22 protein-coding genes are annotated in these 26132 nt (G+C 59.9%); 8 read left to right on the forward strand and 14 right to left on the reverse strand.

The genetic code is table 11. The features are described from left to right. Nucleotides 1–155: 155 nt before the first annotated feature. The 5 genes from hpf to mtrA all read right to left on the reverse strand — a co-directional run bounded on the left by hpf (nt 156) and on the right by mtrA (nt 5885). Nucleotides 156–830: a ribosome hibernation-promoting factor, HPF/YfiA family gene (gene hpf, locus BN3002_RS05425; protein WP_058237022.1), complete on the reverse strand. Its 675-nt coding sequence runs from the start codon at nt 828–830 to the stop codon at nt 156–158. A gap of 177 nt (nt 831–1007) precedes the next feature. Next, entirely contained in the window at nt 1008–1781 is a 774-nt protein-coding gene (locus BN3002_RS05430; RefSeq protein ID WP_257525476.1) for a ComF family protein, read from the reverse strand. 48 nt (nt 1782–1829) lie between these two features. Beyond that, entirely contained in the window at nt 1830–3569 is a 1740-nt protein-coding gene (locus tag BN3002_RS05435; RefSeq protein ID WP_058237024.1) for an LpqB family beta-propeller domain-containing protein, read from the reverse strand. Further along, on the reverse strand, nt 3566–5224 hold the full coding sequence (gene mtrB, locus BN3002_RS05440) for an MtrAB system histidine kinase MtrB (protein ID WP_058237025.1): 1659 nt from the start codon (nt 5222–5224) through the stop codon (nt 3566–3568). Before mtrB ends, BN3002_RS05435 begins: the two co-directional genes overlap by 4 nt. Next, nucleotides 5205–5885: an MtrAB system response regulator MtrA gene (gene mtrA, locus BN3002_RS05445; RefSeq protein ID WP_058237026.1), complete on the reverse strand. Its 681-nt coding sequence runs from the start codon at nt 5883–5885 to the stop codon at nt 5205–5207. The genes mtrB and mtrA overlap by 20 nt, the downstream gene beginning before the upstream one ends. A 163-nt stretch (nt 5886–6048) precedes the next feature. Between mtrA and BN3002_RS05450 the strand changes: the two genes are divergently transcribed. The 5 genes from BN3002_RS05450 to BN3002_RS05470 are packed head-to-tail and all read left to right on the forward strand — an operon-like array spanning nt 6049 to nt 11794. Continuing rightward, nucleotides 6049–7476 (forward strand): DUF7847 domain-containing protein, encoded by a 1428-nt coding sequence (locus tag BN3002_RS05450; protein WP_058237027.1) that lies wholly within the window; start codon nt 6049–6051, stop codon nt 7474–7476. Between the two features lie 14 nt (nt 7477–7490). Then, complete coding sequence (locus BN3002_RS05455) at nt 7491–8222, forward strand: DUF4129 domain-containing protein (protein WP_058237028.1); 732 nt, start codon at nt 7491–7493, stop codon at nt 8220–8222. Then, entirely contained in the window at nt 8219–9400 is a 1182-nt protein-coding gene (locus BN3002_RS05460) for a DUF4350 domain-containing protein (protein ID WP_058237029.1), read from the forward strand. The genes BN3002_RS05455 and BN3002_RS05460 overlap by 4 nt, the downstream gene beginning before the upstream one ends. 19 nt (nt 9401–9419) lie before the next feature. Continuing rightward, a complete protein-coding gene (locus BN3002_RS05465; protein WP_227469282.1) occupies nt 9420–10418 on the forward strand; it encodes an AAA family ATPase in 999 nt (332 codons plus the stop codon). Then, nucleotides 10415–11794 (forward strand): DUF58 domain-containing protein, encoded by a 1380-nt coding sequence (locus tag BN3002_RS05470; protein WP_257525477.1) that lies wholly within the window; start codon nt 10415–10417, stop codon nt 11792–11794. The genes BN3002_RS05465 and BN3002_RS05470 overlap by 4 nt, the downstream gene beginning before the upstream one ends. A gap of 6 nt (nt 11795–11800) precedes the next feature. On the opposite strand, the gene BN3002_RS05475 is transcribed toward BN3002_RS05470, so the two are convergent. Then, nucleotides 11801–12814, reverse strand: coding sequence for a stage II sporulation protein M (locus BN3002_RS05475; RefSeq protein WP_058237030.1), 1014 nt, complete (start codon nt 12812–12814; stop codon nt 11801–11803). On the opposite strand from BN3002_RS05475, the gene BN3002_RS05480 reads away from it, so the two are divergent. Next, entirely contained in the window at nt 12813–13652 is an 840-nt protein-coding gene (locus BN3002_RS05480; RefSeq protein WP_058237031.1) for an RDD family protein, read from the forward strand. The two genes, BN3002_RS05475 and BN3002_RS05480, sit on opposite strands and share 2 nt — an antisense overlap. Before the next feature lies 1 nt (nt 13653). On the opposite strand, the gene BN3002_RS10905 is transcribed toward BN3002_RS05480, so the two are convergent. Then, on the reverse strand, nt 13654–14130 hold the full coding sequence (locus BN3002_RS10905; protein ID WP_082628673.1) for a DUF3499 domain-containing protein: 477 nt from the start codon (nt 14128–14130) through the stop codon (nt 13654–13656). Nucleotides 14131–14268: 138 nt separating this feature from the next. On the opposite strand from BN3002_RS10905, the gene BN3002_RS05490 reads away from it, so the two are divergent. Further along, nucleotides 14269–14643: a metallopeptidase family protein gene (locus BN3002_RS05490; protein ID WP_307781418.1), complete on the forward strand. Its 375-nt coding sequence runs from the start codon at nt 14269–14271 to the stop codon at nt 14641–14643. 19 nt (nt 14644–14662) lie between these two features. Here the strand turns inward: BN3002_RS05490 and BN3002_RS05495 are convergent, their stop codons facing one another. From BN3002_RS05495 to BN3002_RS05505, 3 genes are read right to left on the reverse strand one after another with little or no spacing between them, the layout of a single operon-like run. Beyond that, on the reverse strand, nt 14663–16150 hold the full coding sequence (locus tag BN3002_RS05495) for a DUF5719 family protein (protein WP_058237032.1): 1488 nt from the start codon (nt 16148–16150) through the stop codon (nt 14663–14665). After that, a complete protein-coding gene (locus tag BN3002_RS05500) occupies nt 16147–19680 on the reverse strand; it encodes a glycosyltransferase (protein ID WP_157843509.1) in 3534 nt (1177 codons plus the stop codon). Before BN3002_RS05500 ends, BN3002_RS05495 begins: the two co-directional genes overlap by 4 nt. 4 nt (nt 19681–19684) lie before the next feature. Next, the gene (locus BN3002_RS05505) at nt 19685–19954 is read right to left on the reverse strand and encodes a WhiB family transcriptional regulator (protein ID WP_371935782.1); all 270 of its coding nucleotides are present in this window, start codon (nt 19952–19954) and stop codon (nt 19685–19687) included. Nucleotides 19955–20217: 263 nt separating this feature from the next. On the opposite strand from BN3002_RS05505, the gene BN3002_RS05510 reads away from it, so the two are divergent. Continuing rightward, on the forward strand, nt 20218–21201 hold the full coding sequence (locus BN3002_RS05510; protein WP_058237035.1) for a hypothetical protein: 984 nt from the start codon (nt 20218–20220) through the stop codon (nt 21199–21201). Between the two features lie 56 nt (nt 21202–21257). On the opposite strand, the gene BN3002_RS05515 is transcribed toward BN3002_RS05510, so the two are convergent. The 4 genes from BN3002_RS05515 to glf are packed head-to-tail and all read right to left on the reverse strand — an operon-like array spanning nt 21258 to nt 26122. Beyond that, complete coding sequence (locus BN3002_RS05515) at nt 21258–22019, reverse strand: ABC transporter ATP-binding protein (protein ID WP_058237036.1); 762 nt, start codon at nt 22017–22019, stop codon at nt 21258–21260. Beyond that, entirely contained in the window at nt 22020–22904 is an 885-nt protein-coding gene (locus tag BN3002_RS05520) for an ABC transporter permease (RefSeq protein WP_058237037.1), read from the reverse strand. It abuts the gene before it with no gap. Nucleotides 22905–22925: 21 nt separating this feature from the next. Further along, nucleotides 22926–24929 (reverse strand): glycosyltransferase, encoded by a 2004-nt coding sequence (locus BN3002_RS05525; RefSeq protein WP_058237038.1) that lies wholly within the window; start codon nt 24927–24929, stop codon nt 22926–22928. Beyond that, nucleotides 24929–26122, reverse strand: a complete 1194-nt coding sequence (gene glf, locus BN3002_RS05530; RefSeq protein WP_058237039.1) for a UDP-galactopyranose mutase — start codon at nt 26120–26122, stop codon at nt 24929–24931. Before glf ends, BN3002_RS05525 begins: the two co-directional genes overlap by 1 nt. Between the last annotated feature and the right edge of the window lie 10 nt (nt 26123–26132).

A 26132-nucleotide genomic window follows, 5' to 3' on the forward strand; every position in this document is an offset into this window, starting at 1 on the left:
TAAGGGGCCAGTCAGCGCTTAAGCCGACGCCAAGACCTATCAGGCCGGCGCTGTGAACTAACAGGTCAGCACGATGAACTGACAGCACTATGAACAACAGGCCAGCGCGATGGCTATCAGGTCAGCGCTTACACCGATGCTTTGACCTATTTCGCCTAGTCGTCTCGCGATTCGCCTTCTCCGATTCGAGTATTCAGGCGGATCACACCGTACGTCCAGCCGTGACGGTGATACACCACGCACGGTTGGTGCGTTTCCTTGTCGACGAAGAGGAAGAATGGGTGACCAACCAGTTCCATCTGGTCGAGCGCCTCATCCACACTCATCGGCTCAGCTTCATGGACTTTTTGCCTGACAATGACGGGAGAATCACCCAGCTGTTCTTCACGGGCCTCACCCGGCTTGAGGTCGTACGCGCTCTTCAGTTCGGCACGAGGCGCGGCGGCTGGCTTTGCCTCGGGTTCAAGTTCGGATTCAAGGGTGCGCGGATCGAACTCCTCATGCGGGTGTGGCTGGTAATGGCGCCGATGATCTTTCGCGCGGTCGCGCGCACGACGCAGCCTTTCAAAGAGCTTTCCCGCTGCGATATCAACTGCCGCATAACGGTCCGCTGAGGTTGCTTCGGCACGGATGACGGGGCCTTTCCCGTAGACCGTCAGCTCGATACGCTCAGCGGTGTCGGCTTGCCGCGGGTTCCTTTCGTGGGTCAATTCCACGTCCACGCGCTGTGCCCGCGGATAGAACTGCGTTGTCTTCGACACCTTCTCTTCAACGTACTCACGGAAATTCGGATGGATTTCGGCATTACGTCCGACAATTGTGATGTCCATGTCTCCTCCAGAGATTCAGTGGGCCCGGTGCCCACGTCAACAGTGCTCACGCTTCATTGCGATGAGCGGTGAGTGTTGCTATCACCCCCTGTATCGCGGCAGGCCCGACGTTACGGAACCGACCTGCCTTCTGTTATGTGCCTTCCATCATAATGCATGGTCGTGACGTATTTCACGTTACTGGGGTGTGCCTGTCGCACTGACCCGACACAGGGTGACGACCGCCTGAACCGACGGTCCCAGCACTTGCGCCATTTCACGCACCGTCGCCCCCGTCGTCATCACATCATCGACGAGGATGACGTTCACTTTGGGCACAATATCGACACGCCGAATCATCGACCCGCTGCGTCCTGCGGCGCGAGCGGCCCCGCTTTTCCCAGACTGGCTGCTGCTTCCCACACGCAAGCGCACTGCATCGATGACGCGCACACGCATCCACGAGCGCCCATCATCAGCATCAACGCGCGCATGCAACAGACCCACCGCTACTCCGTGCGCCACATCGAGCGCCACGAGTTGTCCGCGAAAACGCCTGGCAAAGCGTGACGGAGCCGGCACGACCCATATTTCATCCGCATCAAGTGTTCGCCACGCCGCCTCGCGCGCCACATGTTCCCCCAGCGTGATCCCACAGCGCCACAGAAATTCACTCAGATCTACGCGTGGACGATGCTTGGCAGCCAGAACGATCGAACGCAGCGCTCCCGCATATTCGCCCAGTGCCCACGCCATGATCATCTGCTGTTCGTTCACCTCAACCGCCTGCCAGGCGCCCGGATCATTCGTGGCAATGGCACGGCAACGCTCGCACAGAATCGCATCCCACTTACCGCACCCCACGCATTGCACGGGCAAGATCAGGTCCGACAGTGCATGGGACACCCTCGTCAATGTGTGATGCAAAAGGTGAGTTGCGTCGGCGTAATCCACTCCTCCAGCAGACCTCATTAGGTGCCTCGTGTCGACTCACACGGGCCGTTCTGTGGATAACCCGTCTCAGCCCGGATAGGAAATCTCGCGAACGGGGGCGCCCACGGCCTGCCACACCGACCCTGAACGCGAATACAGGTTCCCTTCTCGGGTGCGGATGTAGATGTTCGAGGGTGTCGCCCCTCCACTGATCATCTCGACCTCACCAGGCACAGGCATGGTGGAGCCGAATCCACCCAGGGGCTCGATGCGGATCTGAGGTGAAGAATCCGAGGCGGACTCGTCGAACACGAGCGTCACGGTGCCAGCCCACGACACGTCATTGACCGTGGCAGACGTGGCGCTGACCTGGATGGGCGTGCCCACGCTGGTCGGCACTCCCTGAGGGTCACGCACGATCGGCGCGACCCACACCGAACGGGTCGTACCGACTTCGCGGATCAGAGCCAGGCGCGCACCGTCGGGTGAGACCTCCACCGAGTGAATAGTGTGGGAGTGGTCAAATGGTGAGGGGAGCTCAATGTAGGTGCCGCCCAGCCCCATGATGTAGATGGGAGAACCTGGCGTGGTTGACGACGCTGCCCACGCCATGTCGAAGCGGTCGACTGAGGGCCATGATGGCGAGGCGACCGGATGCGCGACCTGCCCGCCATCACCGTCAGCAATATAGACAGTGTCCTGCCCCACCCACGCCATCGCAGCATCAGAGGTGGGTCCAATTGCCGGCTTTGACGCGTCTGGCCCAATTTGCTCCGGGGTAAGAAGCAGGCGCGTGGAATTGCCAGATACGCTGACAAAACCTGTATCTGAAATCCCCACCGCACTGTCCATGCGATAGTCGGGACCCAGCGGCACTGCCAGGTCCTCGATCGTCGCACCCTCAGACACAATGCGCACCGAGGTGACGGACGTGGATTGCGTTAACGTGGTGTAGATCTGCCAGTACAGTTCCGTCGGGTCCTGTACCGGCGCGACCTGCCCGTTAAGCGCCACGCTGGCCACCTGGTTGTCAACGCTGATTCCTCCTGCGCCTAGGGCTACGCCTTCTGGAATCGCCGAGGTGACGGCCGGCGCGATCGACTGGGATGGTCCTGCGAGGAGTCCTTCCATAAGGTGAGTAGCCAGGCGGCGGATCGGATACCATCGCGGATCAGGCACCAGCGCTCCCCCGTCATTGGACGGGAAATACAAGGAAACGAGCTGGTGGGAGGCTGCCAAGGATGCTTCCGACACCATGACCCCATCGTCCAGAGAATCGATGCGCCACTGACCATCTTCCTGGACCAAGTGGAACGACCGTGCGATCTGAGAACCCGATTCGGAGGGTGTCAGCACACCGTTGGCGTCGATTGTTGCGACCGCGGGGGCAGTGACCTCTGTCGTCACATCGCCCGTACCTTCCTGCAACTGTGTCGAGGGTGTCGACGCGGTCGCATACACCTGAATCATTGTGGTCGGCTGCCACGTCTGGGCAGCTTTTTCGGTCAGATACAGGCGCGCCGCTGCAAAATCGTCAGTTGTGCCGGCAGCGCACGCCAGCAGGAAATCGGACACCAACATGTCCGGGGTGCTGCCCTGAGCCGGGCCACCTGCCGCCACTTCAACCGGTTCGGCTGATGGCGTGGGAACGTCGAACGGGTGGGGCGAGCTGGCAGTCGGCAACACTGAGCAGGCAGCAGCTGACAATGCCATCGCAATGCCTGTTGCGCATGCGAGTGCACGCATAAGGACCGGCGACTGCGAGACGGGCGAACCTGCTGACCGGTGCCGCACACCGCATGCACGCGCGATTCGATTCAGCCTCATTCCGCCTCGCCTCCTTCGGACGAACCATCCTCGCGTCCCTCGCCCCATTCATCCTTCCAAAGTTCCAGCGGGCGGGATGCCACGGCTGTGCCCACCTTGCGCGGCAACGTGATGACGAATGAAGATCCTGCTCCCGGCACGCCCCAGGCTTCAATGGTGCCGCCATGCAGGTTGATGTCCTCGCGCGCAATTGCCAGACCCAGCCCGGTTCCACCCGTTGTGCGCGTGCGAGCGGGGTCGGCTCGGAAGAAACGGTCGAAGACATGGGAAACGGTCTCTTCACTCATCCCCACGCCGTGATCGTGCACCCGCAGGGCGACATCGGTGTCGGTGGCGGCAATGTCGATATCAACGGCGCGGCGCTCCGCGTGTTCGATCGCATTGACAACGAGGTTGCGGACAACTCGTTCGACGCGGCGCGAATCGATCTCTGCGTCGCATCTGTTTTCTGGGTTGTGGATGATGATCGGCACGTTGAGACGCTCAGCCAGTTCATTGTGATCGTTGACCACTTTCGCTGCGAGTGCACGCAGATCCGTGGACTCGGCATCCAGCAGGGCACTTCGGGCGTCGTAACGGGAAATCTCCAGCAGATCAGCCAGCATGGAGTCAAAGCGTTCGACCTGTTCGTGAAGGAGCTCGGCAGATCGCTTCGTCGATGGGGATAAGTTGTCGCGATCCTTCCAGATCATCACTTCCGCCATGCGGATTGTGGTCAGCGGGGTGCGCAGTTCATGTGAGACATCGGAGACGAAACGCTGCTGGAGTTTCGACAGCTCGTCATACTCGGTGATGCGGTGTTGCAGGGAATCCGCCATGTTGTTGAAGGCCTGTCCCAAGCGAGCCATTTCGTCGACACCTGTCACCGGTACGCGTGCGTGCAGGTCGCCCTCGGCCAGTCGCGATGCGGCGGACGAGGTGATGCGCACCGGACCCATCAGGTGATACAGAATCAGGAAAACTGCCAGCGGCAACACGATCGCAATAGGGATGACGGCCCAGCCCAGAGAGCGCATCACCATCGTGATGATGTTCTGTTCCTGTTTGAGCGAGTAGATAATGTACATTTCGTACAGCCCGGCGCGCGGCAGGTTGACCTGAGAGCCGACGATGATGCCCGGCTGTTCACTGCCATCCCTGTCGTGCAGCGCCACGGATTGCCACTGACCGCTGGTCGATTCAACAACCGCGTCACGCAGTGGGTCCGTGATGGTTGTCAAGTAGTCGACGTTGATAATTTCGTTGATGCGGAAATTAGTGTCGGACGAGGGCGAGCGAAGCACCATCACCGACACTGCTCCGGCGCCGGCAGCTGAACCACGCACATTAGCCACCATTCGACGCGCCAGCTCCTGAACCTGGTCAGGGCTGGAGGCTGTCGACTGGTCGAACATGGATTGCGCGGAAGCGAATCGAACACCAGCGTCCTCCAAGATGGCGTCTTTCCTGTTATCGAAGACACTGTCGGTGAGCTGCTCGGACGTGATCAGAGCAAAGATAATCAGCAGTGCCAGCGCCGAGGCGCACAGTGACAGGGCGATACGCACTGAAAGCGAGCTGCGTGCCTTTTGCCAGAGCCACAGGCGTTCATGCCAGCGCGGTTGCCGAGTGGCCGCGTCCGATTCCGGTGCAGTGTCACGACCCTGTTCCGGCACGATACCCCACTCCGCGCACAGTAATGACGATTTCGGGGCGCTCCGGATCGCGTTCAATCTTCGAGCGCAGACGCTGGACGTGGACGTTGACCAGACGAGTGTCGGCAGCGTGACGGTAGCCCCACACTTTTTCCAGTAGTTCCTCGCGCGTGAACACCTTCCACGGGGCGCGGCACAGCGCAACCAGCAGGTCGAATTCGAGCGGTGTCAACGCGATGGTCTCGCCGCCTCGGCGCACCACGTGTCCGGCCACATCAATGGACAGTTCGCCCAGGCGCAGGTGTTCCTCGGCGCTTTCGTCTCGACCTCGCAGGCGGGCCTTCACACGGGCGACAAGTTCCCTGGGTTTGAACGGCTTGGGTACGTAGTCATCTGCACCGGCTTCGAGTCCGGCCACCACGTCAGCAGTGTCGGAGCGTGCCGTCAGCATGACGATGGGAACGTCGGATTCGCGCCGAAGCCTACGACATACTTCAATGCCGTCAATTCCCGGCAGCATCAGGTCCAGCAGCACCAGATCTGGAGCATCGGTGTGGAATTCATCGAGCGCACGAGCACCGTCTTCCACTGCGGTGACGATGAAGCCTTCAGATTCGAGGACGATGCCGATCATCTCCGCCAGTGCGACGTCATCATCTACCACCAGGATATGTGCTGCCATAATCACAATAGTGTCACGAAATGGACAATTTTTACAGCCGACCCGCTTTCAACTTCCGTTCCTTTTGTGGCACTCACGGTCGTGAAAAATAGAATTGTCCATGACTTCATGGCACGATTAAAAACGATCACTGCACTGACACTAATGTCCAAGGAGTCAGACCATGAGTGAAAGCGATCAGTCGCGTACATTCGACCAATCGGCATCGGAGGGCGCATCGTCGTCTCCGCCTTACGAGGCCAATCAGACCGCGCCCGAAGCCGGCCACGACGCTTCCTGGTCAGCACCAGGTTCTGGATCCGCGTCTTCCGCATCACAATTTGATTCCACCGCTACCGGCGGGGCATCTGGCCACGCCGGAGCCTATAAGCCAGGTTCCGACTCACGTGAAGGGCCTGATTCATCCTGGGGTGCTCCGCCACCGCGGTGGGGACAGCGCACGTCGTTCGCTCCGCCTGCCAATGGATCTGACCAATTCGCCGCACCCAGCCAGCCAGCCTCACAGGCTTCCGCCCAGTGGTCGCATGCAAGCGACCACTCGGCGCCAGGGGGCGGTGATCAGAACTTTGCTCCCGGTGCCGGCCCTGCCCCGCAGAATGCTCCTCGGGCGCAGCAATGGGGCCTGGGTGACCCCAAGCCAGGGGTCATTCCGCTGCGCCCTCTCCAGATCGGTGAACTGTTCGAGGGAACGTTCCGTGCGATGCGTTCGAACCCGTCTGTTGTTTTCGGTTTCACCCTTGTCGTCGTCCTGATCGTCGCAGTGATCACCGCGATCATCTCGTCTTTGACGGTCGATTCGGTCTTCAACAAGCTTTTCCCGCTGATCGACCAAACTGACGAAGACCCAACCGTTCTCATTGACTTCATCCTGTCCGACCTGTCCAGCATCGCCACCAACCTCGGTATCAACGCGGTGACTACCACCGTTCTTCTGACGATCTCCACCGTGCTGGTCACCGGCGTGCTGTGCGCAACCGTTCAGGACGCTGTTTTGGGCAGGGCGTGCACACTGGCGGAAGCGTGGAACCAGATCAAGTCACGCGTAGGCGTGCTGTCCCTGTACGGTTTGCTCCTGTCGATCCCCAGCATCGCCATCGGTGCGCTGATGATCTTCGTGCTCACTCAGTTGGGAAGTGCTCAGGAAAGCGACATGCAGCGCATTGTCATCATGCTCCTTGTTGCCACCGTCGCGGCACTCATTTTCTCACTGGTCTACCTGTTCCTGCTGATTCGACTCCTGTACGTCGAAATCGTCATCGTCATCGAACGCGCCGGCCTGATCGACTCCATCAAACGCTCATGGAAGCTGACCAAAGGCAGTTTCTGGCGCACATTCGGACGCTACGCGCTGATCTACATTCTGCTCACTGCGCTTGTATCTGTCGCCAGCGGCGTGGTCGGTGCCGTCACGGGCCTGCTCGCATTGACCGGCTCCCCCACCATTTTGTTCGTCTCGTCCGTCCTGGGCACAACGATCGCGCAAGCCATCACGCTGCCGGTCGTCGCCTGCTTTACGACACTGATGTATGTCGATGAACGCATGCGCAAGGAAAACCTCGGCCCCGCCCTGGCTCAAGCTGCCCGCGCCTGACTGGCAGGCCACTGATGCGAATCGTCAACCTGGACGTGCCCGTCACTCCGGATGCCCCAGAGGCTCAGGAGTGGCTCCAACGCGAGCTTTCCAAGACGCGCTATCAGTTTCCAGACCCCGTCGACAAGTCCGGTGAGACACTCCTGCAGCGCATCCTGCGATTTCTTCAGGAGCAGTCTTTCCCTACATTGCCCGGCTTCAAGATTCTCATGGTGGCGCTGGCTGTCTTTGCCGTGCTTCTCATTGTCGCGCTGATCCTCAACCCCATTCGCCTACGCAACCGTGTGCGTTCTCATTCGGTCATGTCCGACCAGGACGTCTCCGCACGCCAGGCGCATGACAACGCATCTAGCTATCTGAAAGAGGCGGACTTCGCACAGGCGTTCATTTGGGGAATGCGCTACCTGGTCCTGAGTCTTGACGAGCGTGACGTCGTGCGTGCCACGCCTGGCCTGACCGCTCATGAAGCGGCCACGGCTGCCAGCGCGCAGTTTCCAGACTCGCGCGACTCCCTCGTCAATGCGGCCGCGCTGTTCGATGCTGTCCTGTACGGCAGGTCAACTCCGACACGTGACGATGTCACCCGCCTGATGAAACTGACGAAAGCGCTACGCACTTCACGCACCTCCTCAGGCGAATCACTCGCAGGTGACCCACCGTCAGGCGACTCGTCTCCAGACGGCTCAGTATCTGAACACTCACCCTCAGACGCTGACCGTGTTCCCTCAGCCCAGGGGGCCAAGTGAATCAGCAACGAGCCACGGTCGCCACGCTGTCCGCACGGCAACGACTGCGCGAAAGCAAACCCCTGCTGATCCTGATCGGCATCATTGTCGCGTGCATGGCGCTCCTGCTGATTATCCCGACCAATTCGCAGGATCGGCGCCCATTTTCCGCCGGAAATCTGCACGATGAAGGCTCGGCCGCCCTCATTGAAGTCCTGCGCGAACAAGGGGTGAATGTCTTCGTCACGTCTTCGCCGGAGGACGCTATCGCCCGCGCTCAGCAGCCTGATACCACGCTCGCAGTCGCAGGAGATGTGGTGCCACTGAATTTTCAGATGTACACCGACCGGATCGACTCAATCGTGTGGATCGCGAACGGTCAGATGACCGGCCCGGAATTCAACGGCGTCAAGTTTGCCGGCACGTCCCAGCTTCTGCCTGGTGTCCTGAAACCGGACGTCCCTGCGACGGTTCGTTTGCTGGAGGATTCAACGTGCCGGTCCGAGGCGGCCAAGCGGGCCGGAAAGATTTCGAAGTCCGAGGTCACAGTCAGCGTGCACGAACCGTGGACCGGGTGCTTCGAGCAGTCTTCCGGCCAATTTGTCTACGCTGAGAAGATCGAGGGTGACCAGTACCGCGCCATTATCCCCGGCGGGGCGGTGGTGCAGAACAAGACGATCGCTCAGGCGGGTAATGCTGCGTTGGCGTTGAACACCCTGGGCCGCAACGCGAACCTGGTGTGGTTCGTGGGCTCACTGAACGCCGGCACGACGGTTGCCGCACCTGCCCCTCCGATGCCGCTGTGGCTCAAATACGGAATTTTACTGCTGGGCCTGACGATGGCAATGCTGGCGTGGGTCAAAGGCGTGCGTCTTGGTCGCCTCGTTCCTGAAAACCTGCCCACGCCTGTCCCCGCCATTGAAACCGTCCAGGGACGAGGACGACTCCTGCGTTCCAACCGTGCGCACGCCCACGCAGCCACGTCGTTGCGCGTCCACACGGCACGAAGGATTGCCCGCCGCCTGGGGGTCACCGACCATTCCTCACGCGCCGCGCTGACCGAGGCGATTAGAGCCTCAGGTGTGGATGTGATGCGTGCTGACGACACATTGTGGGGGCCGGCCCCCGCCAACGATCAGGATCTTGCCCGCCTTGCACAGGAACTCAAACAATTGGAGGCTGATATTCGCCATGAGTGACCAGATGACCAATGACCAGATGAGCACCCCACCTCACCAGTCTTCTCACGAGTTCTCTCAAGAAGAGTTCGAGTCAGCCCAGCAATCCTTGCTGCGGATCCGCTCCGAGATCAGCAAAGCGGTTGTCGGCCAGGATCAGGCCGTCACCGGCTTGATTATTGCGCTCGTGGCAGGCGGACATGCACTGATTGAGGGTGTGCCCGGCGTTGCGAAGACACTGCTGGTGCGCTCCCTTGCTGCGGCTGTGGATCTTGAGATGACACGAGTCCAGTTCACGCCCGACCTGATGCCGGCTGACATCACCGGGTCGATGGTGTGGAACGCGGGCGATTCGTCCTTCGAGTTTCGCGAAGGCCCGGTCTTTACGAATATCCTGCTGGCCGATGAGATCAACCGCACCCCACCAAAGACCCAGTCCGCTTTGCTTGAAGCAATGGAAGAACACCAGGTCAGTGTTGATGTCACGACTCATCGTCTGCGTGAGCCGTTCATGGTGGTCGCCACGCAGAACCCCGTTGAGCAGGAGGGAACCTATCCCCTGCCTGAAGCGCAGCTGGACCGTTTCCTGGTCAAGCTCGACATGCCGCTTCCGCCGGCAGATGTGGAACGGGAAGTGCTGGCGCGTCACCAGCGCGGATTCGATCCTCTGCAGCTCAGGCAGGCGGGAGTGGAACCTGTCGCCACGGCTGATGATCTGGCTCTGGCCCGAAAGGCTGCTGCGCACATCAACGTGGACGACGCAGTAATCGCCTACATCGTCGATCTTGTCCAGGCAACCCGTCGTTCCCCGGCAACATCGCTCGGTGTCTCGCCACGAGGCGGTACCGCCCTGTTGGCCACGTCGCGGGTGTGGGCGTTCCTGATGGGTCGATCATTTGTCACTCCTGATGACGTCAAGGCGATGGCGCCGGCAACTCTTGCGCATCGTCTCTCACTGAATGCTGAAGCAGAACTGGAAGGTACGACAAAAACGGCAGTGATCAACAACGTCCTGGCGACGGTGGCGGTTCCACGGTGATTATCCCTTCGTGGAGAGCTGTCGCCCTCACGGCGCTTGGCATCATCCCCATCATCTTTTTCCCCACGATGGCATTGACGGTCGCGTGGTTCCTCCTCGTGGTGGCGATGGTGCTGGTTGACAGTGCGCTCGCGCTTTCGCCGCGAAGGCTGGAAGTCACGAGGGAGACGCCTTCACCTATTCGTGCCGGCACTGATTCAGTCTGCACCCTCACTCTGGCAAATCCCTCCGGCAGGGTCGTGCACATGGATGTGCGCGATGCATGGCCGCCGTCGGTGCGCCAGGAGCCTCGTCGTCACCATGTGCGTCTCGAGGCGCACGGTAAGGCGCGATTGCGGACAGCGATTTTTCCTGCCAGGCGTGGCACGGTTTTTTCTGATTTTGTCACCGTGCGCGCGTGGGGTCCACTTCGGCTGGGGTCCCGTCAGGTGTCGTTGCGAGCTGACCTGACGCTGACAGTGATCCCGGAGTTCCGCTCGCGCCGCCTGCTCCCGTCCCGACTGCAGCGCCTCCACGATCTGGATGGGTCGACGGCCACGGTTCTGCGCGGACCGGGCACCGAGTTTGATTCTCTGCGCGAGTATGTCATCGGTGATGACCCTCGTGACATTGACTGGCGTGCCACTGCCCGCTCACGCGACCTCATGGTGCGCACGTGGCGCCCTGAAAGAGATCGCCACGTGGTGATCGTTGTGGATACCGGGCGCGCAGGATCCCTGCTTCTGGGCCCCACAGATGTGGAGATGATTCGCAGCAGCGACCTGTCAGTAGTTGAAGAACATACGCATGACGCTGACGTGGTGGATGTCGGGTCGGCGCCTCGCCTGGATTCAGGTATTGAAGCGACGCTGCTTCTGGCGGCTTTAGCTGATCGAGGTGGGGACAAGGTGCACGTGATGGCGGTTGACCGTCAGGTGCGTGCCCGTGTCAGCGGTCTGACGGGGCCGCACCTTCTCAACCAGTTGGCGATCGATTTTGCCGGCGTGCAGCCCACCGTTGAACCTACTGACTGGAATAAGGTGATTGTGGAAGTAGGGCGCATGGTGCATCACCATTCGCTGCTGGTCCTGGTTACCGAAGTTCCGCCGTTGGGGTCAGATCCTGACTTTGTGGATTCTGTGGCAGCCCTGTCGCGCAATCATCGTGTGGTCGTAGCATCGGCGCGTGACCCGCATCTGGATCACATGCTGTCAGAATCTGACACGATTGATCAGGTGTATGGCGCGGCAGCTGCTTCCGCTGCCCGCCGTGAGATCCGTCAGGCCTGTGAGGAACTCAATCGCATCGGTGTGATGACGCTCGACGTGTCGGCGGGTCTGCTCAGCGCCAAACTGGCTGACTTGTATGTGCAGCTGAAAGGCCAGGGACTGGCCTAGCACAGGTCAGGCAGCAACGGGTTGCGCGTACCCGGCATCCGATTCCAGATCGCCAATGATCCCGAGCTTGTGGGCACGCCCTCCGAGGATGAACGTGTACAGCCACAATGCGGTGATGACCAGTACCCCACTGCCGATGCGAATCCAGTTCGGCAATGATGATGGCGTCACAAATCCTTCGATGAAACCGGAGATTGCCAGGAGGATCACCAGGCCGCCGCAAATCACCACCATTGACCTGCCAGCTCGCGCAAGGGCTCGTCCGCGGGTGGTACCACCAGGGCTGATCAAAGCCCAGAACAGGCGCAGCCCTGCCGCACCGGCAATGAAGATCGCCGTCAGCTCGGGCAGACCGTGCGGAAGGATGTAATGCAGGAAGAAAGCTGGCCCCGCATAGTGCACAACCAGCGCACCTGTTACCCCCATGGAGACAGCATTGTTGTAAATGATCACGAACGGCATGATTCCGGTGATACCCGCGCCGATCATCTGGATGGCGATAAATGCGTTGTTAAACCATACGGATGCGCCAAACTGGGCGTTCGTGTCTTGTGAGTAGTACTCCACGAAGTCGTGGAAGACGAATGATCGTGCTGCTTCCGGCTCCATCAGCGTTTCAATGGCAGCGGGGTTGCGTCCCAGCCACACAATTTCAGTAATGGTAATCGTCAGGAACAACGCCATGATGCCGATTGTCCACCACCGCACTTCGTACAGTGCGGCAGGCAGCGTCACTTTGAACCATCGAGCCATGCCAACCAGGGACGCACCTGACGTTCCGGTCAGGCGTGAACGCGCCCGCGCCAGGTCGTTGGACAGTTGGTGGATGAGATCCGGATCAGGCATGGTGGCGCGTATCATCGCCAGGTCCGAAGATGCACGCCTGTACAGCAGGCTGAGTTCGTCAATCTGATCGCCGTCCAGGCGGCGCATCCGTGCAAGCGTATGGAGTCGATCCCATGAAGGCGACCGCGAAGCTTTCAGCGCATCTATGTCCACTCGAGCTAGCATGTCATACATGAGCCCAAACGTCTCGCCCGTACGCAAGATTTCCGATAACCGGTTGAAAACCGGCGAGGGTGTCTCCCTGGACGTCTACCCCGCCTCCCCCGTGGTGCGTGGGTTGGCTCTCCTTATCGATATGTATGTGTATATCGCCGCCTTCGGCAGCGTGTTCTTGCTGATGGCGTTTCTGGGCACCTTTGACTCAGGGTCACTGGAACGCATCGGTGTCATCGGCACGATGGTGATGATCTTCCTGATCGCCCCGATGACTGTGGAGTTTTTGACGCATGGTCGCTCACTGGGCAAATGGGCGTTCCACCTGCAGGTTGTTCGAGATGACGGTGGTCCTGTCACGATGCGTCAGATCGCGATGCGAGCGGTGTCCGCGCTCCTGGAAATTTTCATGACGATGGGGTCGGTTGCCGCGGTGACATCGCTGGTCAACAAGCAGTCAAAGCGTCTGGGTGATATCGCTGCAGGAACGATCGTGGTCCGACTGCCTGAGCCGGCACATTTTGTTCCCCTGGTGATGCCACCGGAGTTGAAGCGATGGGCTGACACTGCGTTGTTCACTGATCCTGGAAGTGACGTGAGGGCGTACGGCCTGTATCTGATGCGCACGATCGCAACCATGTCGCCAGCTCAGCGCGCTCAGCTCACATCGGAGTACGCCCACTCGTTGCTGGAGTATGTCTCACCTGCCCCGCCCACGGCTGATGCGGAGCGTTTCATCGCGGCATTCCTGGTGACATTGCGTAATCGCGAGTATGTGCGCGACGTGCGTCGCCATCACCGTGATGAAGTTCAAAGGTCACGCACAGGCGCCGTGCCTTTTGAGATCGGTGCTGCCTGAATTATTCCTTGTCCTCAGGAGTCATTCCCTGTGTCGTAATCACATGGAACCGTGATTTTCTGGCCTCGTGATCACCAGCGAAGGGGCCGCGTTCAGCCTGCCAGGGGCGGTTGGGTGTGTCTTTCCCGTCAATTGACGAGGGAGCAGCCGGGTCGCCTTGTTGGGCGTGGTGCGCGACGCATTGAGCCACTGGTGAGGCTGAATCGGTGTGGGCGGCATCGCGGACTGCGTCAACGAGCGCCATCAGGTCATCGCCCGATGGTGGTGCCGGGTCAAACGAGCTCTGCAAACGCACGATTTGCCATCCTTGAGGGGCAGTCAGATTATTCGCGTGGCGTTCACACAAGTCGTATGCGTGCGGCTCGCTCGCTGTTGACAGTGGACCGAGGACGGCCGTCGAATCGGCATAGTCATACGTCAATGTTGCAACAGGAGCCCCTGCGCATCCGGGTTTGGAACAGTGTCGAGCCAGCATCACGCCTTCTACTGTAGGGTGGCCTGACGCCGGTTGCGTGGAGGCACACCCAAGGTTGACTGCCATTTTCGCCATGTCATCGCTTACAGTGGCCATGTGCCTACACGGAGTCAAGGTCGTCGTGATCGCCACGGACGAGGGATGCGCGGACCACAGTTTGTTCCGGGCATCCCTGCGCGCATGACGCGGCGCGCACAGTTTGTGCGCTGCGTTCAAGATGCTGTCAGTGAGCTGACTGAACGGTGGCCAGCTGTGGCGACCATTGAATTCGGTGTGGAGGATGTTCCACCGTCCGATCCTGCTGCGTGGGAGGACCATTCGGTGGTCATTGCCCGCATTTTTCCCGCTGATCGCCGGCGCGGGCTGCGTGACCGTATCGTCGTGTATCGCCGGGCGATGGAGCTGCACAGCGCGCGCTCAGACATGGACACAGTGATGCGTCAGATTCTGGCTGACCGTATTTCGCATATTCTGGCGATTCCGCCCGACGAGCTCGAAGAGTATTTCGACATGTAGTCGCTTCAGTCCGGTCCGCTTATCGGCTGGGCGTCATGAGGATCGTTTCCTGGCCTTGTCCTAATCCGGCGTGATCCAGCCCTGTCACCGCGTGAAGCATACCTGTCGGTGTCTTCACACTCAGTGCGAGGCTGACGTGGACCGGCTGGCTGGCTTCGAGTGTCTGCTCAGCTGCTTCGTCCAGATCGATCTGCGTGCTCGTCCCGGCCGGCAGGTCGTATGTGAGATCCCCGATACTCACCTGTGTGGCGTTCGCGCCGGTGGTGACAAGCACGGACATGGTGCTCAGTTCTGCACCGCTGGCAGTTTCGAGGGCTGTTGGACGAGCCACCTGCTCCTCAGCCAGAATGTCGCTCAGGAGTGCCCCGAGGTCCTGGCGAGCCGGGATGGTGAGCGTCGTGACGGGAGCGACCCCGACGGATGCATCTTTGTCTTCCCAGTGCGTCTGCGACCCGTTCCATTGGCTCCCAACCGTCTTCACCATCACGGTTGTCGCGATGGGCACATCTGATTGGACGCGAATTGCACGAGCCTGGTCATCCAGCGTGGAAATATCCACATCCAGAACTGTCCCATTGTCCACGGTGAGCTGGTCGGTGCCGGCCAACGGCGTTGTTCCCACGGGGTTCAGCACGCTCAACGTGACCTGCGCGTTCTCTCCGCTGGGTACGGCGATACGGATGGCTGCTGATTCGAGTGCGGTGCGATCCGGCAACGCTACGACGGAGTCCAGCGATGCTGGCTGCCCTGCAATTCGCGTCAGTCCCAACGGTGTCTCACCGTTCATGCCGGATGACTGTGCCCAGGCGATGACGCCGGGACCGTCGGCTCGAACGTGCAGTGCAAGGCGCTCATATCCTGGGAACCAGGAGGCTGCCAGCAGCGACATGCGTGATTGGGGCGGGACAACGACGGCAGGTCCTGGCGTGGTGGTCGGGCCAGATTCGCTGATTGCATCGATGGAAACCTGTGTCGACTTGTCGGATGGGTTGACCAGTTGGAGCACCACGTCCTCTCCCACGAGAGTACTTCCGAGCGCAACCCACTGGTCTTGCAGAGCTGGTCGGCATGTGTCGAGCACCAAGGAGCGCAGTTCTCCTCCGCCGTTTCCTGACAGCACCAGCGCGGTGGCACGTTGCACGCGCTCTCCTGTCACGGTGAGTGCCACGTGTGGTTCGTTCTTTGCAGCATCGTTCCCGCCAGCGTTGACACCAGAGGATCCGGCAGGTGACACCCACCATTGCGCCGGCATCCGCGTATTGCCGACGGCTTGCGGGTCGTCCAGGCCTCCCGGGCAGCCCAGTGTCACTGACGAGGGGGACGCCGTCACAACCGGAGCTTCAATACGGGCCGGGCCGATGGCACTGGGCTGCGTTGTGGCGGAGCGTGCGGCCAGGTAGCAGATTGACGCGATAGCCATAATCGTGATCAGTGCGGCGACCATCGGTCGCCGTGAGCGTGCCAGCTTCGTGCGGGGCACGGCTGTGGATGTGTGCGCGGTACTCATGTGCGCCTCCTGAGTGGCACGAGGCCCATAATGCAGGCGGCTCCGGCCACAGCGAGCACAACGCGCCACAGGGTCTGCGGCCACCACGACCAGGTGATGACAAGGTGCCCCGATTCTGGCAGTGCAAAGCCTTGAGCCCAGGTGGCTTCCGAGGGTGTCACGTATTCAAGTGCGCGCCCGTCCACAGTGGCATGCCAGCGCGCATCTGAACGCTCCGCCCACACCAGGGTGGCAGGGGCTCGCTCGTCCACCCCTGCTCCAGTATCAAGGGCGACTGACGTGCCGAGTTGAGTGGAGTCAATCGGCGTCGTGCCGATCCGTAAGTGTGCGGGCTGGGCCGAATCTGGTCGGACTCTCCACAGGGCACCCGCATCCGTGTTACCTACTTTTTCCAGTGCCGCCACTTTGTCGAGTGATTCTTCGACGTTGGCCTGGCAATGAGAAGCAGCCGCGTGGGAACCTTTCGATCCGGTGCACACCACTGTGTCGATGTTGTGCTGGTACAGGATGCGCGCAGCCTGCTCGTCAGGGGTCGCAACCAGCGTGGCGAGTGCGCTGAGAAGCTGCGCGGATGCGGGGTCTGGGAGGGCTGCATCGCCATCCGCCTCGCTCGGACTGACTGCGATCAGACGGGCCCATCGTGTCAGCGCTGAATCATCGGTCCATGACACGTCCTGGGCGCGCAGGATCCACGCGGCCAGTGCGCCGTGAGCGCGCGTCGCGGCCTCGTCTTCCTGATGATCATGTGGACTGGCCGCGCCTGTCCCCTCGGCTGAGCCAAACGCTTCAGCGGACGGTTCGAGTGGGGCGATCACGAGGGTGCGTCCGCCTCGCGGTGATTCCTGTGCGTGAGTGGACACAGCTGGCAGGGCCGGGCGCGATGTGGCGGTGACTCTACTCGCCGTTGGGGGCGCCATCATCATCGTGACCCACACGATCATGGGGACCAGCGCGGTGCAGGCAACCAGTGCGGTGGCTGCGCTACGGATGAGAGGCGGGCGCTGCGACCATGCGCGCATGCGCACAGTCAGCTCACCGTCTTCAGCCTTGGCCGTGTAGTACGGACTGTTGCACGTTGACAGCGCGAGGGTCATGCCCAACAGTCCCAGTGAAATAAAGGGGCCGGGCCACGCATAGGCTACCGTGTCTGCAGCGAGCCATCCGACAGGGGCATGAGCATCGGCCCCCAGTGCCACTGGCACTGTGCTCACACCGTAGGCTGCGAACAGGCTCAGCGCTGCCACGGCCATTCCCCACATGCGGGTGAAGGGCTCATGGACACGCACAGGGAGGATGCTCAACAGGGCGCACACCGCCAGCATGACAATAACGACCGCCCCGCAGATGAGCGCTGTGGTCAAACCGTGAATATTCAACCACGTCCATACCGACGGGTTGTGTCTGCTGAGTTCTCCGTAGGGGGCACGAATGTCAAAGGGCAGACCCAGTGCAATCTGCCAGGCCTGTGCAGGAGGAACTGCAAGTGTTCCACCGCCAGGCGTAATGAGCGCATGCCAGCTTGTACCGCCAGTGCGGATCGCCGCGCTGACCAATGGGGTGATCACAACTCCAGCAGGCACGAGGGACCACGCGAGGGTGGCGGCACGCCTCCTCCACCTCACCAGTGCAACGACGGCGATCAGCACAGCCGCACCCATCAGGGCAGGCACCGCGCTCACGATGACGGCCAGGCTGATTGCCGCAATCCCCCACGCTCCGCCGGCACGGGCATGGCGGTCAAGAGTTGCCACCCCATCAGCGCTCGGGACGACCAGTGTTGGCTTTGCGCGGCTGATCAGTCGTATCCAGCCCCACGCTGCCAGGGGCAGGAAGACGTGGACGAGGGAAGCACTGAGACGTCCGTGGAGTAAAGCCAGCAGCAATGTCGGGGGGCAGGCCCACACCATGCACATGACGACTCGCAGGCGCACTGAGGTCGTCACAGCGCACGAAAGGGCCCACATTGTCAGGCACGATGCCGGTATGGCTGCGGCCAGCAAAAGAGCAGTCGCACACGTTGGGGATACTCCCAAGGCGCACAACGGCGCAATGAGCACCGTGAGAAGAACGAGGAACGGGTCAGGAACAGCAGCAATTCCACTGCCTGACGGCAACCACCATGTCAGCGCGGCTTGCGCCGTCTGTTTCCATGTCGATGGCAATGCAAGCCAGGCACCTCCGCGCAGGGTGGACAGATGCGAGTGCCAGAGGACGATGCTGAGTACGACAGTGATCACGGTCATCACTGTGAACGTCACAGCACTGGTCATGCGGTAGCTGCGCAGTGAGGCATGCTGGATGGGGTCGCCCTCGTCCATGTCGTTGCGTGCGCGAATGGTGCGGGCTCGAAGTTTACGGGCGCGCCACACCTCGCGTGGGCTGGCTTCCACTGATGCGAGTACTCGTCGGGGCAGTGTGGCGGTGCGGGCGGCGAGGTGGCGTGCGCGAATCAGGTCGGGCGTGTGTGCGATCAGCTTGAGCCAGGCGCTCAGCTCAGGTATCGCCAGGTGGGCGGCACTGGTCATGATCCTGCCGATGGCACGCAGCGGTGTCCACACGGTCAGAGCCACCATGAGCAGCGGCAGTTGCCACCACGGCACAGCCGCCATCCAGTTGAACAACTGGGCATATCGGCGTGCCTGGAAAGACGCGTCATCGGGATGGTCAGTGCCTTGGTCATGCAGGCTGGCCTGTTCATGTCGTACTCGTGCCTTCGGGTCAACGACGACGCGGTACCCGGCGCGCCGCGCCCTGCGGCCGAACTCCAGTCCGTCACCGAAAGGTCCGAGGTAGGGGCTCAAGCCGCCCAGTTTCGTCCATGCCTGCCTGCTCACCAGCATGCCGGCGGTGCCGACCGCGAGGACATCGGACGTGTCATCGTATTGACCTTGATCGATCTCATCGGGCATTACTGTGTCGACTCGCCGTGCTGAACGGGTGGCGCGAATACCCAACTCAAGGAGGCGTGAGCCGTCCATTGCGACCTGTTTGGCACCGACCACGCCGATTGTGCGTCCGCTCTGGGCGGTATTCCACTGACGAGACAGACACTGTGGGTGCGCCACACAGTCATCGTGCATGATCCACAGCCACGTGGAATTATCGATCAGTTCAGCCACGCGATCGTTGTCGGCATATGCCCGGTGGATGGCGTCAGAGAGGTTGCGCGCACCTGGTGTTGAGACGAAGGTGGTCGGAACCGTGAAGTCACGAATGGCATTGTCGAGCGTGGCGTGTTCGTCAGCCTGGGCGGCAGTGTGAGGTGGCCGGGAATCCCCAGCTTCCGCATCGATGATGACGAGGTGTTCGGGCTGTTCGGCCTGGGAATCGATACTGACCGCGGCTGCGCGGCAACGGTTGTCATTCGTCGAACGGGTGACCAGCACGGCGACAACGCCGTGAGCAGTGTGGCTGCGCGCGCGGCGTGAACCTGGCTCATCGCCATGAGGTGAGACGTCAGCGTCTGATTGTTCAGGGGTGGACGAGGGTGGCGAAGTGTGCGCCGAGCGGTGCGAAGCGCTGGAGGTCATGTTGTCAGCCAGCGGCACGGCGCAAGCGGCGACGCTCCCGTTCGGACAATCCGCCCCAGATTCCGAATCGCTCGTCATGAGCTAATGCGTATTCCAGGCACTCTTCGCGCACTGAGCATGATTGGCACACAGCTTTCGCTTCGCGCGTCGATCCTCCCTTTTCCGGGAAGAAGGCTTCTGGATCTGTCTGTGCGCACAGCGCATGCTGCTGCCACGCCAGCGGGCCATCAGCACGGGCAAATGCCTCGACATCCGCAGCCTCGGACCATGTCAGAGGTCCGTCACCCAGGATGTTCCACACGATTTATCGTCCCCTCGCCGTAAACAGTTCGTACCTGAATTACACCGTTGTTATCCGCCGGTGTCAAGTTCGCTTGCGATTTTTTCTCCGCCACTCGGCGTGTCGAGTTGTCGCTGTGTCGCATCGCGGGTTAGCGTGGCCACTCACGGTGACCTAACCGTTATTCAGCCTGCAATGTCACGGGTTTGCGCGGGCACACCCCCCGTTCCCCCGCCTTTTTCGCTAACGTACCGAGTATGACTCTTCATCAGCTGGTCAGCCTGCTTCAAAGACAGCCGCTGCCACTACTGACGTGGTACGACCTTGCAGCCTCCCCCATTGAGCGCACCGAGCTCTCCGGCCCTGTTCTGGCCCGCTGGTTCTCCAAGATCGCGAACCTTTTGATGGAGTATTCCGCGATGAACCAGTGGGGTGACCTTGCCGGCGCCGGCAGCGGTGACAGTCGCAGCATCAACGCGCCGAGCGGGCAGGTCCCCCTCGACGATCAGGACTGTCAGCCGCGCGGACGGATCTGCGTGGACATGCCGTCTTCGTGGCAAGGGTGTCTGTGGGCGGGTGCCTCGTGGCTGTGCGGGTGGCGCACCGTTGACGTGGCCCTCATGGACGAGGGGGACGCCGACATTTTGATCACGGGCGAGGTGTCTGAGCGGGCGTGCGCCGCTGATGAGGCCGGTGTGAGTGTGTATGCGCATAACTTGTCTGCGCTGGCGTTGCAATGGGACGGGGACCTGCCCGGCGCGATGATGGATGCGATCGCTGAGGTGTCGGGGTACAACGATGTGCCGGACTTCGGTGTTGATGAGTTGCCTACTTTTTCTGCCGGCTGGCGGGTCGATGAGCCCTCGAATCTAGCGTGGGGGCAGTTGTGGGAGACTGACGGCGGCGCGCCTGGCGCTGCGCACGATGAGGGCGCTGCGTCGGAGTCTGTGAATACGGACGGCGGTGTGACGGAGTCCCCACGCGGTGACAGTGCTGTGCCCGGATCTCCACGCACTGACAGCGCTACGCCGGCATCCCTGCGCGGCAGCATCGACCTGCCGCCTCGTATCGCTGTGATGAGCCGGGGCCTGGTTGCAGATACGAGTCTGCTGCTCTGGGCGCTGAGCCGCAGCCGCCCTCTGGTCATCATCGCCTGCGGCGGGCTTGACCGAGACGATCCAGCCGTTGCCGACCAGATCGCCCGCATCGCTACCCAAGAACGCGCGCAGCTGCGCCCTTAGCCTTCTGGCGGCTTCGCACAGCGCGGGTGGCCCCCACTCCGGCGGCACACTGGTTCTTATCGAGAGGCGCGGAGGAAGTCGACGGCCTCAACGATTGACCCATCGAACTTCTTGACTCCATGATCCAGCACGATGCCGCGCTCACAAATGTTCTTAATCATTTCGAGGTCATGGCTGACAACAACAAGCGTCTGGCCGGTACCCCGAAGCTCTTCCATCTTCGAAATACACTTGCGTTGGAAAGGCTCATCTCCCACGGCGAGGATCTCATCGACCAGGAAGACATCAGGCTCACAGTGGACGGCAACGGAAAAAGCAAGCCGCATGTACATACCTGAGGAGTAGAATTTCACCTCAGTGTCGATGAATTTTTCGATCTCGCTGAACGCCACGATCTGATCGAACTTTTCGTCGATCTCCTTTTCTTTCATGCCCAGAATCGCCGCATTCAGGTAAATATTTTCGCGTCCGGTCAGATCCGGGTGCATTCCCGCGCCAACTTCAATTAAACCGGCGATTCTGCCACGGGCCAGAACAGTGCCCTGATCGGGGCGCATCACGCCACTGATCAGTTTGAGCGTGGTGGATTTTCCTGATCCGTTGAAGCCGAGCAGTGCCACGGACTCACCCTGGTGGATTGACAATGACAGGTCGTCAAGCGCTTTGAAGGAATCGTCCAGTTCGTCTTTGCGCCCCTTCAAAGTCCACACCACGTACTCCTTGATGGAACGGGTGTGACGCAGCCGAAATTCCTTGTCGAGGTGTTCAAGCCGGACCATCTCGAGGGCTTCGGACCCAGAATTGTGAGGATCGTTCATTTACAACTCCTGTGCGAACTTACCTTCAAGACGGTGGAAGACCAGTTGGCCGATGAGCAGCACACCAAACGCAATGACGAAGGATCCCATCATCAGTGCGGGCATGTTTGGGGCCATGAGGTCCCAGCTCGTATGGCCGGCTTCGACAACGCCTTGCGTCGGTGCCCAGAAGCAGAAGTGAGACAGTTCGACGCCCATCGCAAGAGGGTTCAGCATGTAGAGGTTGACAAGCCACCGAGGGAAGACATCCGCCACCATATGCCATTGGTAGAACACAGGCGAGACCCAGATAGCAACCATCGACAGCAAGTCAACGAAGTTTTCAGCGTCACGGAAAAAGACGTTGAAAGCCGCGAAGAGCAGACCTAAACCGAGGGAGAACATGCCGATCGTCAGCACTGAAAGTACACCGACCAGAATGTGCACTGGGGTTGGTCTCCATCCGAAGAGGAGTGCTCCGACTATCAGCACAACGATCTGCGGAACAACATGGACGAAGGCGACCCACAAGCTTGAGACCGGGAATAGCTCGCGTGGTAGATAGATCTTGCCCACCAGCGGAGCGTTCCAGATAATCGATCGCGTGGTGTTGGACAGGATCTCGTTGAAGAAGTTGATCATCACCATGCCGGCGAACAGGTAGACCACGTAGCTGGGAATGGAACGACCCAGGCCCATGAATTTACCCATTGCGATGTAGTAAACGACCAGTTGGACCGCTGGTTTTACATAGCTCCACACCATGCCCAGCGCGGACCCTCTGTAGCGTACCCGCAGTTCTTTCTTCACCAACAGGCGCAGGAGGAAACTCCATCGTCCCAAGTCGAGCAAACCGGCCGAATGGCCGGGCGCTCGAAGTGGGTATTCACTCAGTTCTTTAGTCATCAATAGAAGAATTCTGTTCGATCAGTACTCCGCGGCGGCAGTTTCACTTGGTTCATTGGACGTGATACCAAAAGTCTTCGCCCACTCGTCGAGCGAGACGATATGCGCAAGAGCCTGTCGATATTGCGCCGAAAGTTCATCCCAGCGGCTGATCAGTTGGCTTCTGGCCGAAATTGACTGACTCAGGAGCTTGCGCAGTTTCCGTGGATCTCGTTTGTACCATGCTGTGCCAGAGCCGTCCGCTTTCGTGACGAGGACAGAGTCAAACTGGCTCAAAATAAAGTACTTCGAGTCAGCGTGTGCAACAAATCCTTCCGGATGCTGTTTTGCGCTTTCTTTCGGAGGCGTCATCAACCGGATCAGTGTTTTCAGTGTCCAAGGCCCCAAGGTCAGCATATTTGGCCCCTTGGGTAGCCCTTTCTTGAAACGCGAACGGCTCAGACGATTAATCGGCGGGAAGGCATCCGGCTCTGACTTGTACTGCGCGTCAGTAAAGTTCTTCGTCATTTCACGAAGCTGTTGCATGCGCGTCTTGAGGGTGCGGTGGAGATGCTCAGGGCCAGACAAGATATCGCGCACTGCCATCAGTCGCGCTGACTGGGCGTAGTATTCAGCAGATACAGAGTGCTTCACGTCAAGTGTCGTGAGCTCGTACGGCAGGCGGCCACCGTGGTCATATGGCGAATGCAGAAGAGCCGTCAGGATCCTGTTGTGCTCGTGGTAGTACGCCTGCCAGTCGCGTGCGTCGTCTTTGTCACCCCACGCTACGTGCCACAGACCTGCCCCTGGGAGGGTCACTGTGCTCACGCCATGCTCGGAGGCGCGCAGCGAGTATTCAAGATCGTCCCACTTGATAAAGATCGGCAAGGACAAGCCAATTTCTTTGATCACTGAGACAGGAATGAGCGTCATCCACCAGCCGTTGTAGTCGACGTCGAGTCTGCGGTGCAGTTCACGACGCTGACGGAGATTAGCCAGTGCAAGATCAATGCGATTCTCAGTTCCCGGAACAGGTCCCCACAGCCAGCGCCACGTATTGATTCCCTCGCCAAAGGAGTGAGCAACTGCACGGTCGTTAAGATCGAACATCTGCCCACCGACGATCGTGCGGTTACGGCACAGTGATGCGAAGCGAACCAAACGTTCGACTGATTCGGGGTTCACGATGACATCGTCATCAAGCAGCATGTGGAATTCTGTCTCGTCAGCTTGTACCGATTCGTACATGCCGCGCGAGAATCCACCGGAGCCTCCCATATTTCCCTGGTGGATCATGACGAGCCTATCGCCAAGCGACTCCGCTGCTTTCGGATAGAGCTCATCATCGCTGACGTACTTGTTGCCCTGATCGACGACGTATACCCGTTTGAGGATATCCTTCAGGTTTTCGGCTTCACCAAGGGCGAGGATTGTCTTTGCGCAGTAATCAGGGCGATTAAAGGTGGTGATGCCGATCGACAGGGACGCATCACCGTCAGGGCACGCGTCCACTTTCCAGCATCCGGAGAGGAACTGCGCGTCTTCATCTGATGCAATGACGTCGAACCAGATCCAGCCGCCATCGGCAAACGTCTTCAGTGAAATGTCGAACTCAACGGTCCGCGAATCGACCGTTGCGGAGTCGATACGGATGAAGCGTCCCTGAGCATTGGACTTGTAGACCAGGACCGATGCACGTCCTTTGATCGTTACTTCGAGACGTGCTGCTGTCGCACGGGTCCACTGGCGCCAGTAGCTCGCGGGAAACGCGTTAAAGACTGACGCGAATGAGACTCGAAGACCTCCAGGCAGCCTCATTGTCGAGTCCCCGTTGATCAATGCGCTATGGTCTTCGCCCCCATGGCGTTGCATGGCAAGACTACGCAGTGTGGCATTGCGCGCCTTCTTGCTGCCGGCATCAATGGGTTCTGTCGAATTGTGTGCCCGGCCGAAATCTACATACAGGGGCAGCAGATCCTCTTCCCCCTGTGCGGGAAAGACTATTCGCGCGACCTGGGTGTAGTCCTGGTGTGACGTGATGCTCATCAGTTGTTTTCTCCTGACTTTAGCGGCGTACCATCAGCGAAGTGAGGCTGAAGAACGTTGTCGAACATCGTCAGCGCAGAGGCGATCGCCATGTGCATGTCGAGGTACTTATATGTTCCAAGCCTGCCGCCGAACAACACATTGGGCTCTTTGTCAGCTTTGGCGCGGTACTTTTCCAAACGCTCGCGATCATCGCTGGTGTTAATGGGATAGTACGGTTCGTCGCCTCGTTCAGCAAAACGGGAGTATTCGCGATGAATCACTGTTTTGTCAGTCGGGTAGTCGCGTTCGGGGTGGAAATGGCGGAACTCATGAATTCTGGTGTACGGAACATCCAGGTCTGCATAATTCATCACTGATGTTCCCTGGAAATCTCCGGTGTCGAGGATTTCCTCTTCCAAGTCGATGGTGCGCCATCCAAGGTCACCCTCGTCGTAGTCAAAGTAACGGTCGATCGGGCCGGTGTACACAACTGGAATCTTGCCGACAACATGGGATCGGCTGAGTTCGTGTGAATCGTCGAAAAAATCGGTATCGGTGTACACCGTGATATTCGGGTCGTCCACCATTTTTTCCATCCACGCGCCATAACCGTCGGTTGGCAGCCCTTCATAGGTGTCGTTGAAGTACCGATTGTTATAGGTGTATCGAACTGGCAGGCGCGAGACGATCGATGCGGGAAGGTTCTCTGGCTCTGTCTGCCACTGCTTGGCTGTGTAGTTCATGAAGAATGCTTCATAGAGCGGACGCCCGACAAGGGAGATTCCTTTTTCGACAAAGTTTTCCGGCTTCTTGTCACCCAGTTCGGCGGATTGCTCTTTAACGACCGCGCGCGCCTGGTCGGGAGTGTACGCCGCGCGGAAAAACTGGTTGATGGTGCCCAAGTTGACCGGCATGGGAAACACTTCGCCGTTGTGAGTGGTGTAGACATGATGCTGGTAATTCGTAAAAGAAGTGAAGCGATTGACGTATTCCCACACCCGCTCGTTGGATGTATGGAATAAGTGAGCGCCATAGCGGTGGACCTCAATGCCGGTGGTTGGTTCTTCTTCCGACCATGCGTTTCCACCAATGTGGGAGCGCTTCTCAATGATGGCGACTTTGAGTCCAAGCTCTTCTGCAGCTCGTTGTGCGATCGTCAGTCCAAATAGGCCCGCACCCACCACAACGAGATCCGGTTGGTCCTTCTCCACTGCATTCTCC

Origin of the sequence: Actinomyces ihuae (genome assembly GCF_001457875.1) — a bacterium.
Classification (GTDB): domain Bacteria; phylum Actinomycetota; class Actinomycetes; order Actinomycetales; family Actinomycetaceae; genus Pauljensenia; species Pauljensenia radingae_A.